The organism is Zhihengliuella salsuginis, assembly GCF_014651715.1.
In the GTDB taxonomy this organism is placed as follows: domain Bacteria; phylum Actinomycetota; class Actinomycetes; order Actinomycetales; family Micrococcaceae; genus Zhihengliuella; species Zhihengliuella salsuginis.
This window is the reverse complement of the sequence record NZ_BMXK01000007.1, coordinates 1-20,101: the sequence shown is the minus strand read 5'-3', so window position 1 is coordinate 20,101 and position 20,101 is coordinate 1. Positions and strand designations below refer to the sequence as shown.

14 protein-coding genes and 1 rRNA gene are annotated in these 20,101 nt (G+C 71.6%); 12 read left to right on the top strand and 3 right to left on the bottom strand.

The window, feature by feature from the left end; all coding sequences use genetic code 11:
- Positions 1-72: 72 nt before the first annotated feature.
- Positions 73-840 carry a 4'-phosphopantetheinyl transferase family protein gene (locus IE069_RS08855; RefSeq protein ID WP_189349785.1) on the top strand — a complete coding sequence of 256 codons (768 nt, stop codon included), beginning with the start codon at positions 73-75 and terminating at the stop codon, positions 838-840.
- Here IE069_RS08855 and IE069_RS08850 read toward each other — a convergent pair.
- From IE069_RS08850 to IE069_RS08840, 3 genes are all read right to left on the bottom strand, one after another.
- Entirely contained in the window at positions 827-2,194 is a 1,368-nt protein-coding gene (locus IE069_RS08850) for a M1 family metallopeptidase (protein WP_189349784.1), read from the bottom strand. The genes IE069_RS08855 and IE069_RS08850 overlap by 14 nt on opposite strands.
- An 11-nt stretch (positions 2,195-2,205) precedes the next feature.
- Positions 2,206-6,141, bottom strand: a complete 3,936-nt coding sequence (locus IE069_RS08845; protein WP_189349783.1) for a Pls/PosA family non-ribosomal peptide synthetase — start codon at positions 6,139-6,141, stop codon at positions 2,206-2,208.
- Positions 6,142-6,247: 106 nt separating this feature from the next.
- A complete protein-coding gene (locus tag IE069_RS08840) occupies positions 6,248-7,213 on the bottom strand; it encodes a quinone oxidoreductase family protein (RefSeq protein ID WP_189349782.1) in 966 nt (321 codons plus the stop codon).
- Between the two features lie 143 nt (positions 7,214-7,356).
- Between IE069_RS08840 and argC the strand changes: the two genes are divergently transcribed.
- From argC to IE069_RS08785, 11 genes are all read left to right on the top strand, one after another.
- Positions 7,357-8,388, top strand: coding sequence for an N-acetyl-gamma-glutamyl-phosphate reductase (gene argC, locus IE069_RS08835; RefSeq protein WP_189349781.1), 1,032 nt, complete (start codon positions 7,357-7,359; stop codon positions 8,386-8,388).
- Complete coding sequence (gene argJ, locus IE069_RS08830; RefSeq protein ID WP_189349780.1) at positions 8,388-9,593, top strand: bifunctional glutamate N-acetyltransferase/amino-acid acetyltransferase ArgJ; 1,206 nt, start codon at positions 8,388-8,390, stop codon at positions 9,591-9,593. The genes argC and argJ overlap by 1 nt, the downstream gene beginning before the upstream one ends.
- Before the next feature lie 7 nt (positions 9,594-9,600).
- Complete coding sequence (gene argB / locus IE069_RS08825; protein ID WP_189349779.1) at positions 9,601-10,521, top strand: acetylglutamate kinase; 921 nt, start codon at positions 9,601-9,603, stop codon at positions 10,519-10,521.
- Complete coding sequence (locus IE069_RS08820) at positions 10,521-11,819, top strand: acetylornithine transaminase (protein WP_189349778.1); 1,299 nt, start codon at positions 10,521-10,523, stop codon at positions 11,817-11,819. The genes argB and IE069_RS08820 overlap by 1 nt, the downstream gene beginning before the upstream one ends.
- Positions 11,816-12,778: an ornithine carbamoyltransferase gene (gene argF / locus IE069_RS08815; RefSeq protein WP_189349777.1), complete on the top strand. Its 963-nt coding sequence runs from the start codon at positions 11,816-11,818 to the stop codon at positions 12,776-12,778. The genes IE069_RS08820 and argF overlap by 4 nt, the downstream gene beginning before the upstream one ends.
- Positions 12,775-13,290 carry an arginine repressor gene (locus IE069_RS08810; RefSeq protein WP_189349776.1) on the top strand — a complete coding sequence of 172 codons (516 nt, stop codon included), beginning with the start codon at positions 12,775-12,777 and terminating at the stop codon, positions 13,288-13,290. The genes argF and IE069_RS08810 overlap by 4 nt, the downstream gene beginning before the upstream one ends.
- Before the next feature lie 121 nt (positions 13,291-13,411).
- Entirely contained in the window at positions 13,412-14,857 is a 1,446-nt protein-coding gene (gene argH, locus IE069_RS08805; protein ID WP_189349775.1) for an argininosuccinate lyase, read from the top strand.
- A gap of 41 nt (positions 14,858-14,898) precedes the next feature.
- Positions 14,899-15,435: an adenine phosphoribosyltransferase gene (locus tag IE069_RS08800; RefSeq protein ID WP_189349774.1), complete on the top strand. Its 537-nt coding sequence runs from the start codon at positions 14,899-14,901 to the stop codon at positions 15,433-15,435.
- 82 nt (positions 15,436-15,517) lie between these two features.
- Entirely contained in the window at positions 15,518-17,857 is a 2,340-nt protein-coding gene (locus tag IE069_RS08795; protein WP_189349773.1) for a HelD family protein, read from the top strand.
- A 121-nt stretch (positions 17,858-17,978) separates the two neighbouring features.
- Positions 17,979-19,295 carry a tyrosine--tRNA ligase gene (tyrS, locus tag IE069_RS08790; RefSeq protein WP_189349772.1) on the top strand — a complete coding sequence of 439 codons (1,317 nt, stop codon included), beginning with the start codon at positions 17,979-17,981 and terminating at the stop codon, positions 19,293-19,295.
- Positions 19,296-19,961: 666 nt separating this feature from the next.
- Positions 19,962-20,101, top strand: a 16S ribosomal RNA gene (locus IE069_RS08785); the annotation flags it as partial.

Here is a 20,101-nt window from a genome sequence, read left to right as displayed (position 1 = left end):
GTGCAAGACTAGGGGTACATCGTGAATAGCCGGTGAAGCGGGGGAGTGCCCCGCTCGACCCGAAGGAGGCACGTGCCGCATCCGCCCGTCACGCTCATCGCCGTACCGCTCTCGTTCGCCGCGCAGCTGCCGCCGGCATGGCTGACGCCCGCCGAGCGCGATCGGGCCGCAGCGTACGACGACGGCGCGCCCCGCCGCCGATTCCTCGCCGGCCGGCTCGGCGTGCGCTTCGCCATCGCCGCCCACCTGGGCCGCAGGGAGGTCATGGGCGATCCCGGCCGCGTCGTGATCACCGGACTGTGCCCGCGGTGCGGCAGCGCGGCGCACGGGCGGCCCGTGGCTTTCGTCGACGACGAACCGCTGGAGCTGAGCCTGAGCTACTCCCGGGGCGACATCGCGCAGGGAGCGGCCGGGGACAGCGGGTGGCTCCTGGTCGGGACGGGGCCGGCGGAGGTGATGCTCGGTGTCGACGTGTGCGCTCCCATCGACGCGTGGGACGGGATCTTCGACCCGCGTCAGGAGTCCGTGCTGCGGCTGCTGCCGGAGGCGCTGCGCGCCCGCGAGGCCGCGCGGCGCTGGGCGGTCATCGAGGCCCGCGGCAAGGCCAGCGGCCACGGGATCGTGCCCGCGCCGAACCACGATCCGCGGGCGACGGACCCGGACGCCGAACCGGCGGCGCTGGAGGACGAACTCGATCCCGCGGCCGGGACCGTCGGCGAGTGGGCGGGCGCGCTGGGCACGCTCGGCGTGAAGATCGTCGCGACCGGCACGGACGCCGAACGCGCGGCGCTGACGCAGCTGCGCGCCGCCGTCGTGCTGCAGCGGCCTACGGGCGGCTGACCGGGAACGGGGGCAGCTGCCGGGCGAAGAGCCACGGGCGCATCAGCTCCTCGGCGCCGGCGGCGTGGCCGGCGGCCTGGTCGACGTGCGCCGCGAAGCGCGGGTAGTCGACGTGGCCGTGGCGGTTGGCCTGGGTCCAGGCGCGCAGCATGGCGAAGAACGCGGCGTCGCCGAGCCAGAGCCGCACCGCGTGCAGGGCCAGTGCGCCGCGCTTGTACACGCGGTCGTCGAACATGTTCTCCGCGCCGGGCTCTCCCACGGCGACGTCCTGCGGCTTCGCCGCCAGTCCCGCGTGCGCGGCGCGCGCCCGGGACTCGACCGAGCCCTGCCCGGCGGCCTCCGACCAGAGCCATTCGGCGTAGCAGGCGAAGCCCTCGTGCATCCAGATGTCCTGCAGGCGCGCCGCGGTCAGCGAGTTGCCGAACCACTGGTGGGAGAGCTCGTGGGCGATGAGCCGCTGCTGCTCCCAGCCCGGCGCCAGGTGGTTGCGGCCGAAGATGGACACCCCGTGCGCCTCGAGCGGGATCTCGAGCTCGTCCTCCGTCACGACCGCGGCGTAGGCGTCGAACGGGTACGGCCCGAAGGCCTCGCTGAACGTCGCGATCATCCGCGGCTGGTCGGCGAACGCCGCCTCGGCCTCCGCCTTCAGCTCCGCCGGCGCCAACAGGATCTGCGCGGGCAGCACGACGGCGGCCGCGTGCCGTCCCGCGACCGCCTCGCCGTCCGCGGGGAGGCTCCAGCGCTCGTAGCGTCCGATCTGCAGGGTCGCCAGGTAGGTCGCCATCGGCTCGCGCACCTCGTAGACCCAGCGCTCGCGGCTGGCCTTGCGCGCGTGGTCGACGAGCTCGCCGTTGCAGACGGCCCGGTAGTCGGCGTCCGTGGCGACCGCGATCCGGTAGGTCGCCTTCTGGCTCGGGTGGTCGTTGCACGGGAACCAGGTCGCCGCGCCGTTGGGCTGCCCGGCGACGAGGACGCCGTCCTCGAGCTCCTCCCAGCCGACCTCGCCCCACGGGCCGTTGCGCGGGCCCGGGTTCCCGGCGTAGCGGATGGTCGCGGTGAAGCGCTCGCCGGCCGGCACCGGCTGGGACGGGGAGAGCACGAGCCGCTCGCCGCGCACCTTGAAGGCCGCCTTCCGGCCGTTCACGGACGCCTTGACGGTCTTCAGGCCGGCGAGGTCGAACTCGATCCGGGCCAGGCTGTGGACCGCCGTCGCGCTGATGGTCGCCGTGCCGGAGAGGTGGTTGCCGCCGAGCTTGCATTCGAGGTCGAGATCGTAGTGCTCGACCCGGTAGCCGTCGCTGCCCGTGCCGGGCAGGTAGGGGTCCGGCAGGGCGGGGTCTGCTGGCGTGCTCATAGCAGTCAAGCCTACGTGGCCGCCGGCTCGAGCGGCGCGTCCTCGACGTCCGCGGCGGTCTGCATGACGAGGGGTTCCGGGCGCTTCCACGGCTTGACCGGATTTCCCATCCACGACGTCGAGCCCATGATCGCCTCGCCGCGCATGACGAGCGAGACCGGGCCGACGGTGGCGCCGTCGCCGATGGACGCGGCCGGCAGGATCACGCCGTTGGGTCCGAGCGTCGCGCCGCGGCCCAGCTCGACGGAGTCGATGGCCATGACGCGGTCGTGGAACAAGTGGGTCTGGACGACGCAGCCGCGGTTGACCGTGGACGAGTCGCCCAGGTGCACGAGGTCGGCCTCGGGCAGCCAGTAGCTCTCGCACCAGACGCCGTGTCCGATGCGCGCGCCGAGGCCCCGGAGGAACCAGACCAGCGCCGGAGTGCCGGAGGCGGCTCGCGCGAACCAGGGGGCGCAGACCATCTCGACGAACGTGTCGACGACCTCGTTGCGCCAGATGAACGACGTCCACAGCTCGTGCCTGCCCGCCCGGATCCGGCCGACGACCACCCATTTGGCCAGTAGCGAGACCCCGGCGGCGACCGCGCCGGCCGCGAGCATGACTGCCCCGCTGACGACGACGGCCGCCGCCGGGCCCCAGACGCCCGCCAGCAGGTCCAGTGCCACGAGGACGCCGGCTGCGATCCCCACGGTGACCATGACGGGGACGAAACGGCAGATCTCCCAGGCCGCGCGGGCGGCCTTGAGACGGATCGGCGGCTGGAACGTGCGCGACTCGTCGAGCTCCTCCTCGACCCGTCGCAGCCGCACGGGCGGGCTGCCCAGCCACGACGACCCGGCCTTGGCCTTGGGCGGGGTGGCGGAGAGGACGGCGACCAGACCGCGCTTGGGCACGCGGCGCCCCGCCGCGGCGATGCCCGAATTGCCGAGGAAGGCCCGCTTGCCGATCTTGGCGGGGCCGACGTGCATCCATCCGCCGCCGAGCTCGTACGAGGCGACCATCGTGTCGTCGGCGAGGAACGCGCCGGAGGCGATCGTCGTCATCTTCGGCACGAGCAGCACGGTGGACGCCTCGACGTTGCGGCCGACCTTGGCGCCGAGCAGGCGCAGCCAGACCGGGGTGAAGAGCGACGCGTAGAGCGGGAAGAGCAGGTCGCGGGCCGTGTCCAGGAGCCGTTCCGTGGCCCAGACCTGCCAGCCGATACGGCTGCGGACGGGGTGCCACCCGGCTGCCAGGCCGAGGCCGAGGGCGCGGACCGCGAGGGCGATCAGCACGGCGTTGGCGACGAACCACACGAGAGCGACGAGGGGGACGACGGCCGGCAGGGCCGACCAGCTGCCCGAGAGGGAGTCGCCGCCGCGCAGCAGCCACGCCCCGACCAGGGCGGCGCCGAGGATCGAGACCCAGGGGATGAGGGCGAGGCCGGCCGAGGCGAGGCCGAATCCGATGGTCGCCCAGACGCCGCCGGCCGGTTTCGCGTCGGGCCAGCCGGGTTTCGCCCTGCCGGTGCGCTTCGCGGGAGAGCCGGCGTAGGAGGAGTCCTGTCGGGTCGCGCCGACCACCGCGGACCCGGCCTGCACGTCGGTTCCGGATCCGACCCGGGCGCCGGGCAGGAGGGTCGAGCGGGCGCCGATCGTCGCGCCGGCGCCGATCCTGATGGACCCGACGTGGACGTCGTCGCCGTCGATCCAGTATCCGGAGAGGTCCACCTCCGGTTCGACGCTCGCGCCCTTGCCGACGGTGAGCATGCCCGTCACGGGCGGCACGGAGTGCAGGGTCGCGCCACGGCCGACGCGCGCGCCGAGGGCACGGGCGTACAGAGGCACCCATGGTGCGCTCATGAGGGAGACCGGGTCGATCAGGTCCGCGATGTGCTGGGCCAGCCAGAGGCGCAGGTGCACGCGGCCGGAGCGCGGGTACACGCCGGGGGAGACCCCGCGCAGCAGGAGCCGGGCCGAGGCGACGGACAGGCCCATGCGGCCGATCGGGCTGACGAAGACCAGCCAGAGCACGCCGATCGACCACCAGCTCGCCGTCACCGGGGAGGTGAGGATGCCCAGGGCGTCGGCGATGTTGTTGCCGATCAGCAGGTACGTCAGCCAGCGCAGTCCGACCAGCACGAAGAGGGGGACGCCGAGGACCGTCTGGAGGACCTGGGCGCCGCGGCGGGTCCCGGCCACGGTGCGCTGCGGGGCGTCGTCGTCGGCGGTTCCCTCCCCGAGGTCCTCGAGCAGGGCGCCGAGCCGGGGGTGCTCGTAGAGGTCGCCGACGGTGACCGACGGGTAGCGGGTGCGGAGCCGGGAGACGAGCTGTGCCGCCGGGAGGGAGCCGCCGCCGGAGGCGAAGAAGTCGGTGTCGAGGCCGGCGGGTTCGGCGCCGAGCACGGCGGCCCAGGCGTCCACGATGAAGCGGGCGTCGTCGGAGAGGTCGGGCAGGCCGTCGTCGTCGTTCACGTTCAGCTGTTCGAGCGGCCACGGCAGCGCGGCCCGGTCCACCTTCCCGCTCGTCTTGGTCGGCAGCGTGTCGACGACGGCCAGGCGCGGGATCAGGGCCGCCGGCAGCTCGGACGCGAGCCGCTCCCGCGCGGCGGCCAGATCGTGGTCGGGCGCGGCGACCAGGTACCCGATGAGCAGCTGGTTCCCGGCCGCCGTCGTCTTGACCGCGGCGGCCGCGCCGGCGACGCCGGGCAGCGACTGCAGGGACGCGTCGATCTCGCCGAGTTCGATGCGGCGGCCGCCGAGCTTGACCTGCTCGTCGGCGCGGCCGACGAAGATCAGGCCGGCGGGGTCGTTGACGACCAGGTCGCCGGAGCGGTACGCGCGCTCCCAGCCGAGCGTGGGCATCGGCGCGTACTTCTCGGCGTCCTTCGCGGCATCGAGGTAGCGGGCCAGCCCCACGCCGCCGATGATCAGCTCGCCGGTGGCGCCCTCGGCGACGGGGATCCCCGCGGAGTCGACGACGGCGAGGTCCCAGCCGTCCAGGGGCAGCCCGATGCGCACGGGGTCCGTGCCGTCCATCTGCGCGCCGCACGCGACGACCGTCGCCTCCGTGGGCCCGTAGGTGTTCCAGAGCTCGCGTTCCGGGGTCGACAGGCGCGCTGCGAGCTCGGGCGGGCAGGCCTCGCCGCCGAAGATCAGCAGGCGCACGTTCTCCAGCGCCTCGGCCGGCCAGATCGCGGCGAGGGTCGGGACCGTCGAGACGGCGGTGATCCCGCGCGAGGTCAGCCAGGGTCCGAGGTCCGCACCGGAGCGCACCAGCGCGCGGGGTGCCGGCACGAGGCACGCGCCGTGCCGCCAGGCGAGCCACATCTCCTCGCACGAGGCGTCGAACGCGACCGAGAGGCCGGCCAGCACGCGGTCGCCCGGCCCGAGCGGCTCGTTCTGCAGGAACATGCGGGCCTCGGCGTCCACGAAGGCGGCCGCCGAACGCTGCGACACGGCCACGCCCTTCGGGGTTCCCGTGGAGCCGGACGTGAAGATGATCCAGGCGTGGTCGCCGGTGGCGGCCACGCGCGGGTCCGGGAACGGGGCGGGGCGGTCCTTTCCCGCGACGACGTCGCCGCCGGCGCGCAGGATGCCGGCGACCTGCGCCTCGGTGAAGACCAGGCGGGCGCGCTCGTCCGGATCGTCGGCGTCGACCGGGACGTAGGCCGCCCCGATCGTGAGGGCCGCCAGGATTCCGATGTAGAGCTCGCGGGTCCCCGACGGGATGCGGATGCCGACCCGGTCGCCCGCCCCGAGACCCGCCCGGTGCATCTCGAGCGACTTGCGGCGGACCTCCTCGGAGAGCTCGCTGTAGGTCAGGGCGGTGTCGCCGTCGTCGAGGGCGAGCGCATCGGGGAACGCCTCCGCCGTCTGCTGGAAGATGTCGACGAGGGTGCGCGGTTCGGGTGCGGCGCCGCCGCGGGGGAACTGGCAGGGGTGAACGGGGGTCACGGAGGACATGGGTGCTTTCTGCAGGACGCCGGTTGCCGGCGCGGAGAGCTGCGGGGACGACGCCGACGCTAGCGCTTCGAGGTGTCGGGGACGTGACCAGCAGGGGAGGAACCGGTTAGGGGATGAGCAGGAGCTTGCCGGTCGTCGCTCGGGACTCGAGGTCGGCGTGCGCCCGGGCGGCCTCGGCGAGCGGGTAGCTGCCGCCGACGCGGATCGTCAGCTGCCCGCCGGCGACCAGGCCGTAGATCTCGCCGCCCCGCCAGGCGCGTTCTTCGGGGGTGAGCAGGAAGTCGGCCAGCTTGGGCCGGGTGACCGAGACGGACCCGGCCGCGTTGAGCCGCTGCAGGTCGACCGGCGGGACCTGACCCGACGCCCCGCCGAAGAGGACGAGCGTCCCGCGCTTCTTCAGCGCGGCGAGCGATCCGTCGAAGGTGTCCTTCCCGACGCCGTCGTAGACCGCGTCGACCCCGCGCCCGCCGGTGACCTCGTCGACGGTGGCGGCGACGTCGTCGTATCCGACGACGTGGTCGGCGCCGGCCTCCCTCGCCAGGGCCGCCTTCTCAGGCGTGGAGGTCGTGGTGATGACCGTGGCCCCGCGCAGCTTGAGCAGCTGGGTCAGGATGCCGCCGACGCCGCCGGCGCCCGCGTAGGTCAGGACGACGTCGCCCTCGGCGACGTCGTAGCTCGAGTTCACGAGGTAGTGGGCGGTGAAGCCCTGCAGCGGGACGGCCGCGGCGACGTCGTCGGGCACCTCGTCCGGCACCCGCACCGCCCGCTCGGCGTCGAGGAGCATGGCGGAGGCGTACGTGGCCGACCCCTCGGCGGTGGCCACGCGGTCGCCGACGGCGAAGCCGGAGACGCCGTCGCCGACCGCGGTCACCCGGCCGGCGGCCTCGGACCCGGGGACGAACGGGTAGGACACGGGGTAGACACCGGCGCGCTGGTAGGTTTCGATGAAGTTGACGCCGGCCGCGGCCACGTCGACGGCGAGCTGGCCCGGCCCGGGGCGCGGAGCCTCGATCTCGGCGACCTCGAGAACATCGGGTCCGCCGGGCTCGCGGGCCTGAACGGCGTACGTCATCTGGGTGCTCCTTCGTGCGCGGGCGGGTATTCGGTCCCCACCTTACTGAGGGTCGGCGGGATGCGGCACTGCGTGACACGCTCGGCGCCGTCACGAATGAATAATTATTAGCAATCGTGCATAGTTGTGACTATGCTGGGTGCATGACGATTTCAGTGGCCGTGTCAGGTGCGAGCGGATACGCGGGCGGGGAAGTCCTACGCCTGCTCGGACAGCATCCCGAAGTGGAGATCGGGGCGATCACCGCCCACAGCAACGCCGGCGCGCAGCTCGGGTCGCTGCAGCCGCACCTCTTTGCGCTCGCCGACCGCGAGCTCGTCGACACCACCGTCGAGAACCTCGCCGGTCACGACGTGGTCTTCCTCGCGTTGCCGCACGGCGCCAGCGGGGCCCTCGCCGCGCAACTGTCCGACGACGTCCTGGTGATCGACGCCGGCGCCGACCACCGCCTCGAGTCCTCCGCGGCGTGGGAGGAGTTCTACGGCAGCGATCACGCCGGGACGTGGCCCTACGGCCTGCCCGAGCTGCCCGGCGCCCGGGCCGAACTGGCCTCCGCACGCCGCATCGCCGTGCCCGGCTGCTACCCGACGAGCGCCCAGCTGGCTCTGGTGCCCGGCTTCGCCGCCGGCGTTCTGGAGCCGGAGGACGTCGTGATCGTGGCGGCCTCCGGGACCTCGGGTGCCGGCAAGGCGCTCAAGCCGCACCTCCTCGGCTCCGAGGTCATGGGCGGCATGAGCCCCTACGGCGTCGGCGGCATCCACCGCCACACGCCCGAGATGGAACAGGGCTTCTCCCGCGCCGCCGGGGCGGACGTGACCGTCTCCTTCACGCCGACGCTCGCGCCGATGGCCCGCGGCATCCTGACCACCGCGACTGCCCGCGTGAAGCCCGGAACCACGGCCGGGCAGCTGCGCGCCGTCTGGGAGGACGCATACGCGTCCGAGGCCTTCGTGCACGTGCTGCCCGAGGGGCAGTGGCCGCAGACCAAGGCGGTCCTCGGCTCCAACCACGCCGCGATCCAGCTGGCCTTCGACGAGCGCGCGGGCCGCGTGATCGTGGTCGCCGCGATCGACAACCTGACCAAGGGGACGGCCGGCGGCGCCGTGCAGTCCATGAACATCGCGCTGGGATTCGACGAGATGACCGGCCTGACCGCCGAAGGGACGGCCCCCTGATGAACACGCTCCCCACCACCTCCACCGCGGCCTCCGGTCCGTTCGGAGTCACCGCCCCGGCCGGTTTCCGCGCCTCGGGCGTGCCCGCCGGCCTGAAGTCGACGGGCGCGCGCGACGTCGCCGTCGTCGTGAACGACGGCCCGCGCAAGGCGGCCGCGGCCGTCTTCACCTCGAACCGCGTGGCCGCCGCACCCGTCACCTGGTCGAAGCAGGTCGTCGGCGACGGCCGGGCGGACGCCGTCGTGCTGAACTCCGGCGGCGCCAACGCGTGCACCGGCCCCGAGGGGTTCGGCAACACGCACCGCACGGCCGAGCACGCGGCTGACGCCCTCGGCATCGGCGCGGCCGACACGATCGTCTGCTCGACCGGCCTGATCGGCGTGCAGCTGCCGATGGACCGGTTGATCGGCGGCGTCGACGCGGCGGTCGCCGCGCTCGGCACGGGCGGCGAGCACGACGGCGGCGCCGCGGCCGCCGCGGCCATCATGACCACCGATTCGGTCTCGAAGCAGTCCGGCTTCGCCGGCACCGGCTACAGCATCGGGGCCATGGCGAAGGGCGCCGGCATGCTCGCCCCGGGCCTGGCGACGATGCTCGTGGTGGTCACCACGGACGCCGATGTCGACCCGGCCAGCCTCGACACGGCGCTGCGCGCCGCGACCCGGGTGAGCTTCGACCGCACCGACTCGGACGGGTGCATGTCCACCAACGACACGGTCGTGCTGATGGCCTCGGGCGCCTCGGGCACGGTGCCGGACGCGGACGAGTTCGCCGCCGGGCTGGCCGCGGTCTGCACGGACCTGGCCCAGCAGCTGATCACCGACGCCGAGGGTGCGGGGCACGACATCGCCATCCGGACCGTGGGTGCCGCCAGCGAGGCCGATGCCGAGATCGTGGGCCGCGCGGTGGCCCGCTCCAACCTCTTCAAGACGGCCATCTTCGGCCAGGACCCGAACTGGGGGCGCATTCTCTCGGCCGTCGGCACCACCGACGCCGCCTTCGAGCCGGACCAGCTCGACGTCACGATCAACGGGATCACGGTGTGCCGCGGCGGCGGGGTCGGAGACGACCGCGACCTCGTCGACCTGACCGGGCGCGACGTGAGCGTCGAGATCGACCTCAACGCCGGCGCGGCCGAGGCGACGATCTGGACGAACGACCTGACGCACGAGTACGTGCACGAGAACTCGGCCTACAGCAGTTAGGGACACCATGGAAGCTCCTTCCCCCCACCAGCACCAGACCGCCCAGCGCAAGGCCGAGGCGCTGATCGAAGCCCTGCCGTGGATCCAGCGGTTCGCCGGGACCACGATGGTGATCAAGTACGGCGGCAACGCCATGGTCAACGAGGACCTGCGCCGGGCCTTCGCCGAGGATATCGTCTTCCTGCACCACGCGGGCATCCACCCCGTCGTCGTGCACGGCGGCGGCCCTCAGATCAGCCGGATGCTCGAGAAGCTGGGCATCGAATCCGAGTTCCGCGGCGGGCTGCGCGTGACGACGCCCGAGGCCATGGACGTGGTCCGCATGGTCCTCACCGGGCAGGTGCAGCGCGAGCTCGTCGGGCTCATCAACTCGCACGGCCGGTACGCCGTCGGGCTCTCCGGCGAGGACGGTGCCCTGCTGCGCGCGGCGCGCCGGGGCACGGTCGTCGACGGAGAGGAGGTCGACCTCGGCCTCGTCGGCGAGGTGACCGGCGTCGAACCGGAGCAGATCGAGGACCTGATCTCCGCCGGCCGCATCCCGGTGATCTCCTCCATCGCCCCCGAGTTCGTGGGCTCCGATCCCACCGGGGCGGTGCTCAACGTCAACGCGGACACCGCGGCGTCGTCGCTCGCTGCGGAGCTGGGGGCCTCCCGCTTCGTCGTGCTGACCGACGTCGAGGGGCTCTACTCGAACTGGCCGGACCAGTCCTCGCTCATCTCGTCGCTGACCGCCTCCGAGCTGCGCGGGCTCCTGCCGCGGCTGGAGTCCGGGATGATCCCGAAGATGGAGGCCTGCCTGGCCGCCGTCGACGCCGGGGTCGGCCGCGCCGCGATCGTCGACGGCCGCCAGCCGCACTCGATGCTGCTCGAGGTCTTCACGACCGCCGGCATCGGCACCCAGGTCGTCCCGGACGAGGAGGTGGCCTGATGTCACCGGCAAGCCACGACGCCGCAGCCGACCTGCCGGCCGACCTCGCGCAGCTGACCGGGGTCGGCGCCGCCCACGCCCCGGGCACGACGGCCGGCGACGAGCTGCTCGGCCGCTACCGGGACTCCCTCATGGGCGTCTTCGGCACGCCGCAGCGCGTCCTGGTCCGCGGCTCCGGCGCGCGGGTGTGGGACGCCGACGGCAAGGAGTACCTGGACCTGCTCGCGGGCATCGCCGTCAACGCGCTCGGCCACGCGCACCCGCTGCTGACCTCGGTCGTCACGAGCCAGCTCGCCACGCTCGGGCACATCTCGAACTTCTTCACCAGCCCGACCCAGATCGCGCTGGCCGAGAAGCTGCTGCAGGTCGCGCAGGCCCCGGCGGGCTCCAAGGTCTTCTTCGCGAACTCCGGCACCGAGGCCAACGAGGCGGCCTTCAAGCTCGCCCGCCGCAACGCGGGCACGCCCGAGCGCCCCCGGAACCGCATCGTCGCGCTCGAGAACGCCTTCCACGGGCGCTCGATGGGCGCCCTCGCACTGACCTGGAAGCAGGCCTACCGCGAGCCGTTCGAGCCCCTGCCCGGCGGCGTCGAGTGGGTCCCGGCCGGTGACGCCGAGGCGCTGCGCGCCGCCGTCGACGACACCGTCGCCGCCGTCTTCATCGAGCCCGTCCAGGGCGAGGCCGGCGTCCGCGGGTACGACGACGGCTACCTGGCCGCCGCGCGGGAGATCACCCAGGCGGCCGGCGCCCTGCTGGTCTTCGACGAGGTGCAAACCGGCATCGGCCGCACCGGCGAGTGGTTCGCCTCCCAGAGCGGCACGGCGGTGGTTCCGGACGCGATGACGCTCGCCAAGGGGCTCGGGGGCGGGTTCCCGATCGGGGCGCTGATCACGTTCGGCGGGGCCGCCTCGTCGCTGCTGTCCGCAGGCCAGCACGGCACGACCTTCGGCGGCAACCCGGCGGCCACCGCCGCCGCCCTCGCGACGCTGCACACGATCGAGACCCAGGGGCTGCTGGAGCACGCCCGCCGCGTCGGCGCCGCCGCCGCGTCCGGTCTCCGCGGGCTGGGCTTCGTGGCGGACGTCCGCCAGTTCGGGCTGCTGATCGGCTTCGACCTCGACGCCGACATCGCACCCGCGATGGTCCAGTGCGCCCTCGACGCCGGCTTCATCATCAACGCGCCGGGACCGCGCACGCTGCGCCTGGCCCCGCCGCTGATCATCACGCAGGAGCAGATCGCGGCCTTCGTCGCCGCGCTGCCCGGAATCTACGACGCCGCTCAGAAGGAGACCGCATGAGCACCCTGAGGCACTTCCTCGCCGACACCGACATCACCCGGGCCGAGCAGACCGAGATCCTCGACCTGGCGCTCGCCATGAAGGCCGACCGCTTCGCGCACCGGCCGCTGGCGGGACCGCAGACGGTCGCCGTCTTCTTCGACAAGACCTCCACCCGCACGCGCGTCTCTTTCGCCGCGGGCATCGCCGACCTCGGCGGCAACGCCCTGATCGTGAATCCGGGCGAGTCGCAGCTGGGCCACAAGGAGTCGATCTCCGACTCGGCGAAGGTCCTCTCGCGCATGGTCTCGACCGTGGTGTGGCGGACCTACGCGCAGGCCGGCCTGGAGGAGATGGCCGCGCACTCGTCCGTGCCCGTGATCAACGCGCTCTCCGACGAGTACCACCCGTGCCAGCTGCTGGCCGACCTGCTCACCGTGCGCGAGCACAAGGGCGACCTGGCCGGGCTGACCATGACCTACCTCGGCGACGCCGCCAACAACATGGCCGCCTCCTACCTGCTCGCCGGCGTCACCGCCGGCATGCACGTGCGCCTCGCCGGCCCCGAGGGGTACCTGCCGAACGACGACGTCGTGGCCGCCGGCCGTGCGCGCGCCGCCGAGACGGGCGGTTCCGTCACGGTCACCACGGACGCCGCCGCGGCGGTCTCCGGCGCGGACGTCGTGGCCACCGACACCTGGATCTCGATGGGCCAGGAGGACGAGAAGGAGGAGCGACTGGCGCTCTTCGGCGACTACGCGCTGACCAGCTCCCTGCTGGCCGGGGCGTCGGACTCGGCGGTCGTGCTGCACTGCCTGCCGGCCTACCGCGGGTTCGAGATCGAGGCCGGCGTCATCGACGGCCCGCAGTCGGTCGTCTGGGACGAGGCCGAGAACCGCCTGCACGCCCAGAAGGCGCTCATGGCGTGGCTGCTCGCCCGGTCGGGCCTGGCCACGGACGAATCCGCGGGCCTGGCGTGATCAACCAGCCGGCAGGGCAGCCGTCCACCAAGATCGCGCGCCAGGAGCGGATCAAGGCGATCCTCGGCGTGGAGGCCGTGCGCTCCCAGGCCGAGCTGGCGGAGCTGCTCGCCGCCGACGGGGTGCAGGTCACCCAGGCGACGCTTTCGCGCGATCTCGTCGAGCTCGGCGCGATCCGGGTGCGCGGCGTCGACGGCGGACTCGTCTACGCGGTCCGCGCCGAGGGCGGCGACCGCAGCCCGCAGATCGGCGTCAAGCAGGAGGTCCTCGACGCCCGCCTCGCGAAGCTGTGCGCCGAGCTGCTGGTCACCGTGGAGGTCAGCGGCAACATCGTCGTCCTGCGCACTCCGCCGGGGGCCGCGAACTTCCTCGCCTCGGCGATCGACCACTCGGTGCTGCCGGAGGTCCTCGGCACGCTGGCCGGGGACGACACCATCATGCTGGTGACCCGGGATCCGGCCGGGGGCGAGGACGCCGCCGTCCGCTTCCTCGAGCTCGCCGACCAGCACTAGTCGGGCGGGCGGTTCCGCCGTCGTTTCGGCAGGGTGACCGCATTGCGCGATATGCATAACTATGTACACTTGTGAATAAAGTTTCCGGCCGCGCCAGTGGCGCCGATCGAAAGTAGGGGCGATGACCGAGCAGAACGGCAGCAGCAAGGCTGAAGGCACCAACGAGGGCTCCCTCTGGGGTGCCCGCTTCGCGGGCGGACCGGCCGACGCGCTGGCCGCCCTGAGCAAGTCCACGGACTTCGACTGGCGCCTGGCCAAGTACGACATCGCCGGCTCGCGGGCCCATGCCCGCGTCCTGCACCGCGTGGACCTGCTCACCGACGACGAGCTCGACGGCATGATCGCCGCCCTCGATGCGCTGGAGGCCGACGTCGTCTCCGGCGCGTACGTGCCGGCCCAGAGCGACGAGGACGTGCACGGCTCGCTCGAGCGCGGACTGATCGAGCGCGCCGGCCCGGCGCTGGGAGGCAAGCTGCGCGCCGGCCGCTCGCGCAACGACCAGATCGCCACGATGGGCCGGATGTTCATCCGCGACCACTCGCGCATCATCGCCCGCGGAGTGCTCTCCGTCGTCGACGCCCTGATCGCGCAGGCCGAGGCGCACCCGTACGCCCCGATGCCCGGCCGCACCCACCTGCAGCACGCGCAGCCCGTCCTCCTGTCCCACCACCTGCTGGCCCACGCCTGGGCCATGGTCCGCGACGTGCAGCGCCTGACCGACCTGGACCGCCGCGCCGCCGTCTCCCCGTACGGCTCCGGCGCCCTGGCCGGCTCGTCGCTGGGGCTGGACCCCAACGCCGTGGCGGACGAGCTCGGCTTCGACTCCGCCGTGTGGAACTCGATCGACGGGACCGCGGCGCGCGACATCTTCGCCGAGTTCACCTGGGTGTCGTCCATGATCGGGGTGGACCTCTCCCGCATCTCCGAGGAGATCATCTTCTGGGCCACGAAGGAGGCCTCCTTCGTGGCCCTCCACGACTCCTACTCGACGGGCTCGTCGATCATGCCGCAGAAGAAGAACCCCGACGTCGCCGAGCTCGCCCGCGGCAAGTCGGGCCGCCTCATCGGCGACCTGACGGGCCTGCTGTCCACGCTCAAGGGCCTTCCGCTCGCGTACAACCGCGACCTGCAGGAGGACAAGGAACCGGTCTTCGACGCCGCCGACACACTGGAGCTGCTGCTGCCGGCCGTCTCGGGCATGGTCGCGACCCTGAAGTTCAACACGGAGCGCATGGCCGAGCTGGCCCCGCAGGGGTTCGCGCTGGCCACCGACATCGCCGAGTGGCTCGTCCGCCAGGGCGTCCCGTTCCGCGACGCGCACGAGCTCTCCGGCTCAGCGGTCAAGGTCGCCGAGGCCCGCGGTGTCGAACTGTGGGACCTCACGGATGAGGAGTACGCCACGATTTCGCCCGAGTTGACGCCGGAGGTCCGCACCGTGCTCTCGACGGAGGGTTCGCTGAATTCGCGCAGCTCCCAGGGCGGGACGGGCCCCGCTGCGGTCGCTGAGCAGCTCTCGGCCCTCAAGGAGCAGGTGCAGCCGCTGCGCGTCTTCGCAGCCGACAGCTGATTGTCGCCCGCCGGACACCTCGGAGCCGGTAAAGTGGACGGGTGAATTCCGAACCAGAACCTGTTTCCGATCTGCTCGACCGGCTCTCCGAGGTCGTCCCCGACTACCCGAAGCCGGGGATCTCCTTCAAGGACCTGACCCCCGTCTTCTCCGACGCGGCCGGCTTGAAGCGGATCGTCGACGAGGTGGTCGCCCCCTTCGCCGGCGAATTCGATGTCATTGCGGGGCTGGAAGCCCGCGGCTTCGTCCTGGCCGCTGCGGGGGCCTACGCCACGGGCACGGGGATGGTGACCGTGCGCAAGGCCGGAAAGCTGCCGCGCGCCGTGTTCACAGAGGAGTACCTGCTCGAATACGGCACGGCTGCGCTCGAGCTGCACACGGACGACGTCGCCCCGGGAGCCCGCGTCCTGATTCTCGACGACGTCCTGGCCACGGGCGGGACCGTAGGCAGTGCGGTGAAGCTGATCGAGCGGGCCGGCGCGAGCGTCGCCGGTGTCGGCGTCATCCTCGAACTCGAGGAGTTGGGCGGCCGGGCCCGGCTCGACCCGCATCGCGTACATTCGTTGCAGCGCGTCTAGCTGCGACGCGTAGACTAGTCAGTCCACTTTCCGGCCGGGAACGCGATCGCGTCGCACCGGTTGCCAGCAGCTAGGAGACCACATGGTTGACGTGCCGACCTCCGCCACCGAGACGGACACCGCCGAATCCGGCCGTGTCGAGCTGGAACACGAACGCGGCTACGTGGGCGTGCTCTACTCGCGCCTGGACGCGCTGCGGGCGGAGAAGACCGAGCAATTGGCGAAGGTCCGCCGGACGGGGGCCATCGGCTCCTTGCAGAACCAGTCCGAGCGCGACGCGTACGCGACGATGCACGAGGACCGGCTCGCCCAGCTCAATGCGGTCGAGGAGCGCCTGGTCTTCGGCCGGCTCGACCTCGACGGCGCCGCCGTCGGCGACTCCGCCCCCCAGTCGTCCGCGGACGACGACGGGGTCGGGGCCACCCGCTACATCGGGCGCATCGGCCTCACCGACGGCGAGCAGCGCCGCCTGCTGATCGACTGGCGGGCGCCGGAGGCCGGCGCATTCTACCAGGCGACCGCCTTCGAACGGTTCAACGTCCGCCGCCGCCGCCATCTGATCCTGCGGGGCCGCAATGTGGTCTCGCTCGAAGACGACATTCTGGACGAGACCCTGTTGGACGAGGTCGAGGTGCACCAGGGCGAGGGCGCCCTCCTCGCTGCCCTGACCCAGCGCCGGACGGGCCGGATGGGGGACATCGTCTCGACCATCCAGGCCGAGCAGGACCGCATCATCCGCACGGACATGGCCGGCGTCGTCGTCGTGCAGGGCGGTCCCGGCACGGGCAAGACGGCGGTGGCGCTGCACCGCGCCGCCTACCTGCTCTACGAGCACCGCGAGCGGCTCAAGTCGGCCGGCGTGCTCCTCGTCGGACCGTCGCACGCCTTCATGCGCTACATCGAGCGCGTGCTGCCGTCCCTCGGCGAGACCGGGGTGGTCATGTCGAGCATCGGCGAGCTCATGCCGGGCATCGACGCCGGCGAGGAGACCTCGCACGAGGCGGCACGGCTCAAGGGGGACCTGCGGATGGCGGAGGCCGTCAAACGCGCCGTCGCCAACCGCCAGCGCCTGCTGGCCGAGGACCGCCGCGTGGTCGTCGAGGGCACCTCGCTGACGCTGACCCGGAAGATGGTCAAGCGGGCCCGCGACAAGGCCCGGTCCACCGGCAAGCCGCACAACGAAGCGCGGGCGACGTTCGTCAAGGTCCTCGTGCGCGAACTCGCGGAGCAGTTGGAGGAGCACCTCGAAGAGTCCTCGGGCGGTGGCAACAAGGCGGACCGCGCGTACCTTGTCGAGGACGTCCGCTCGTCCGAGGACGTGCGCATCGCGCTCAACCTCTGCTGGCTTCCCGTCACCCCGCAGCGGCTCGTGGGGGAACTGCTCTCGAAACCGGAGCACCTGGTGGCGGCAGCCCCGCACCTGAGCGCCCAGGAGACGCTCGAGCTGCTGCGTCCCGTGGGCGCCGCGTGGACCGAGTCCGACGTGCCGCTGCTCGACGAGGCCGCTGAGCTGCTCGGCGAGCTCGACGCGAGCGCGGGCAGAGCCGAGGCCCAGGCGGCGGCCCAGCGCAAGCGGGACATGGAGCTGGCCGAGGCCTCGGTCCAGTCGACGGACGAGATGCTGGCGGAGTACGGCCAGGACGGGCTCGTCACGGCGGAGGAGGTCCTGGACTTCAACGAGGAGCAGGGGCCCGGCTACACGGCCGCCGAGCGGGCGATGGCCGATCGGACGTGGGCGTACGGGCACGTCGTCGTGGACGAGGCGCAGGAGCTGTCCCCGATGCAGTGGCGGCTGCTGATGCGACGGTGCCCCATGAAGTCGTTCACGGTCGTCGGCGACATCGCGCAGGCGTCCTCGGCCACGCGCGCGACCAGCTGGGCCGCCGCGCTGGGACCGTTCGTGGGGGAGCGGTTCGCGCTGGAGGAGCTGACGGTCAACTACCGCACGCCGACGCAGATCGCCGAGGCTGCGGCCCGGGTCGCGCAACGTGCCGGGCTCACGGTGTCGACGCCGAAGGCCGTCCGCGAGGGCACCTGGCCGCCGATCGTCGACCGCGTCCGGGAGGGGTCCGTGGTGGACGCGGTGCGCCGCGTGCTGCCGGAGGAGGTCGCCGCATCCGACGGCGGATTGACGGCCGTGATCGCGCCGCGCCATCTCGTCGACGCCGTCCGCGCCGCTGCGGTGGAGGGGTTCGGCCGCCGCGTGGGCACAGGTTCCGGGGGAGTCGAGCAGGACATCGTGGTCACCACGGCGCGCGAGTCCAAGGGGCTCGAGTTCGACGTCGTCGTCCTGGTCGAGCCGGAGGCGCTGATCGCCGAAGCCGACGGCGGGCTCGGCGGACTCTACGTGGCCATGACGCGTGCAACCCAGAGGCTCCGCGTTCTGGCCGAAGGCGCGATTCCCGACGGGCTCGAGGGCTGAGCGGCCCATCGAACGGCAATCCACGAGGCGAGGCACCGGACGCGACGACGTCCGGTGCCTCGCCTCGTCTTGTTCGGTGCCGGTTTCCAGCGGTCCGGCTCGAAACTGCTAAGTTGGTGGCGTGTCACCGAGAGTAGAGAACGCCGCATTGGCGCAGCAGACGAACGATCCGACCTTCGAGAACATCTGGCAGGAGCTCAAGTGGCGTGGTGTGGTCCACGTGTCCACAGACGAGGCCGCCCTCGAGGAACTGCTGGCCGGTGACCCCATCACGTATTACGTGGGCTTCGACCCCACTGCGCCGTCGTTGCACCTGGGCCACCTCGTGCAGCTGCTCAACATGCGCCGACTGCAGCTTGCGGGACACAAGCCCCTGGGCCTCGTGGGAGGTTCCACCGGTCTGATCGGCGACCCGCGTCAGACGGCCGAGCGCGTGCTGAATCCCCGGGAGGTCGTGGCCGAGTGGGTTGCGAAGCTGCAGGGGCAGGTCGAGAACTACCTGAGCTTCGACGGCGAAAATGCCGCCCGGATGGTGAACAACCTGGACTGGACCGCGCCGCTGTCCGCGATCGATTTCCTGCGCGAGATCGGCAAGCACTTCCGCGTGGGCACCATGATCAAGAAGGAGAACGTCGCCGCGCGTCTGAACTCCGATGAGGGCATCAGCTACACGGAGTTCAGCTACCAGATCCTGCAGGGCATGGACTTCCTGCAGCTCTACCGCGACTACGGCTGCGTTCTGCAGACGGGCGGATCGGACCAGTGGGGGAACCTGACCTCGGGCACGGAACTGGTGCGCAAGGTGGAGGGGAAGTCCGTGCACGCCTTCGGTACCCCGCTCATCACGAACGCGGACGGGACGAAGCTCGGCAAGAGCGAGGGCAACGCCATCTGGATCGACGCCGAGATGTGTTCGCCGTACGCCTTCTACCAGTTCTGGCTGAACACGGCAGATGCGGATGTCGCGGAGCGGCTCAAGGTCTTCACCTTCCTCAGCCGTGCGGAGATCGAGGACCTCGAGGCGGCGACCACCGAGCGCCCGTTCGCCCGCGAGGCGCAGAAGCGCCTGGCGCATGAGGTCACCTCGCTCGTGCACGGTGCCGATGCCACGGAAAAGGTGATCGCCGCGTCGCAGGCGCTCTTCGGGAAGGGCGACATCACCGAGCTGGACGTCGACACCCTCCGGGCTGCCACGGCTGAGCTGCCGAACGTCACCGTTGCGGGGGAGCGCACCCTCGTCGACCTGCTCGTCGAGTCCTCCCTGGTGCAGTCGAAGTCGGAGGCCCGCCGGGCCGTGGGCGACGGCGGCGCGTACGTGAACGGGCAGAAGGTGACGGATCCGGACGCCCTCATCGGAGCTGCGCACGTGATGCACGGACGGTACGTCCTGTTGCGCCGGGGCAAGAAGAACCAGGCCATGATCGAGTTGGCCGGCTAGGACCTGAGAACAGACAGCTTCAGGGCGTCGGATGCGAGTAACCCGGATCACGGGGGACGGCATCCGGCGCCTTCTGCGTTCTGCGGCCGTCCCGGCCCGTTTCGATCGAGGGCCGCTCATGGCCGCATCCGCTTGATTCCGGGGGAGAAGGTCCCACGCCCGGGCGCGACACGCCCGGGCGTCCATCCCGTTTTGCGCAGGGGCTCGAACCTGTGTAGAGTTCTTCGAGTCGTCGCAGCGAGGACAGCGGAGATCGCAGAGATCACCGGCTGGAAATCGTTTGTCGATGACGGCTTTCCTTTCTTTTCTTTCCGGTTTTCGGCCGGGGCGCTGTAGCGCCCGGGACATTGATTCCGGAGGGTAATTGATCCGGGAGATGCCGGGCGGATCACGCAGAGCGGATTTGCACGGCAGGAACGGATGGGGTAAGCTGGATAAGTTGCCGCGAATTGAGCGGATCGGCCGGATGAGGCGGGTTTGCAAAGCGTGTGTGTCTGTTGTTTGAGAACTCAATAGTGTGCCAAGTTTGTTGATACCAAATTTTATTTGGTGAATGGCTGTCCGGTTCGCACCCCCGTGTGGATTCGGATGGCAATTTGCCAGGATTTTTGAACTGCGACGGCTTTCCTTGTTTTCCCTTGGTCTGTCGTTGTGTTTCGTATGTTTTTTACGGAGAGTTTGATCCTGGCTCAGGATGAACGCTGGCGGCGTGCTTAACACATGCAAGTCGAACGATGAAGCCCAGCTTGCTGGGTGGATTAGTGGCGAACGGGTGAGTAACACGTGAGTAACCTGCCCTTGACTCT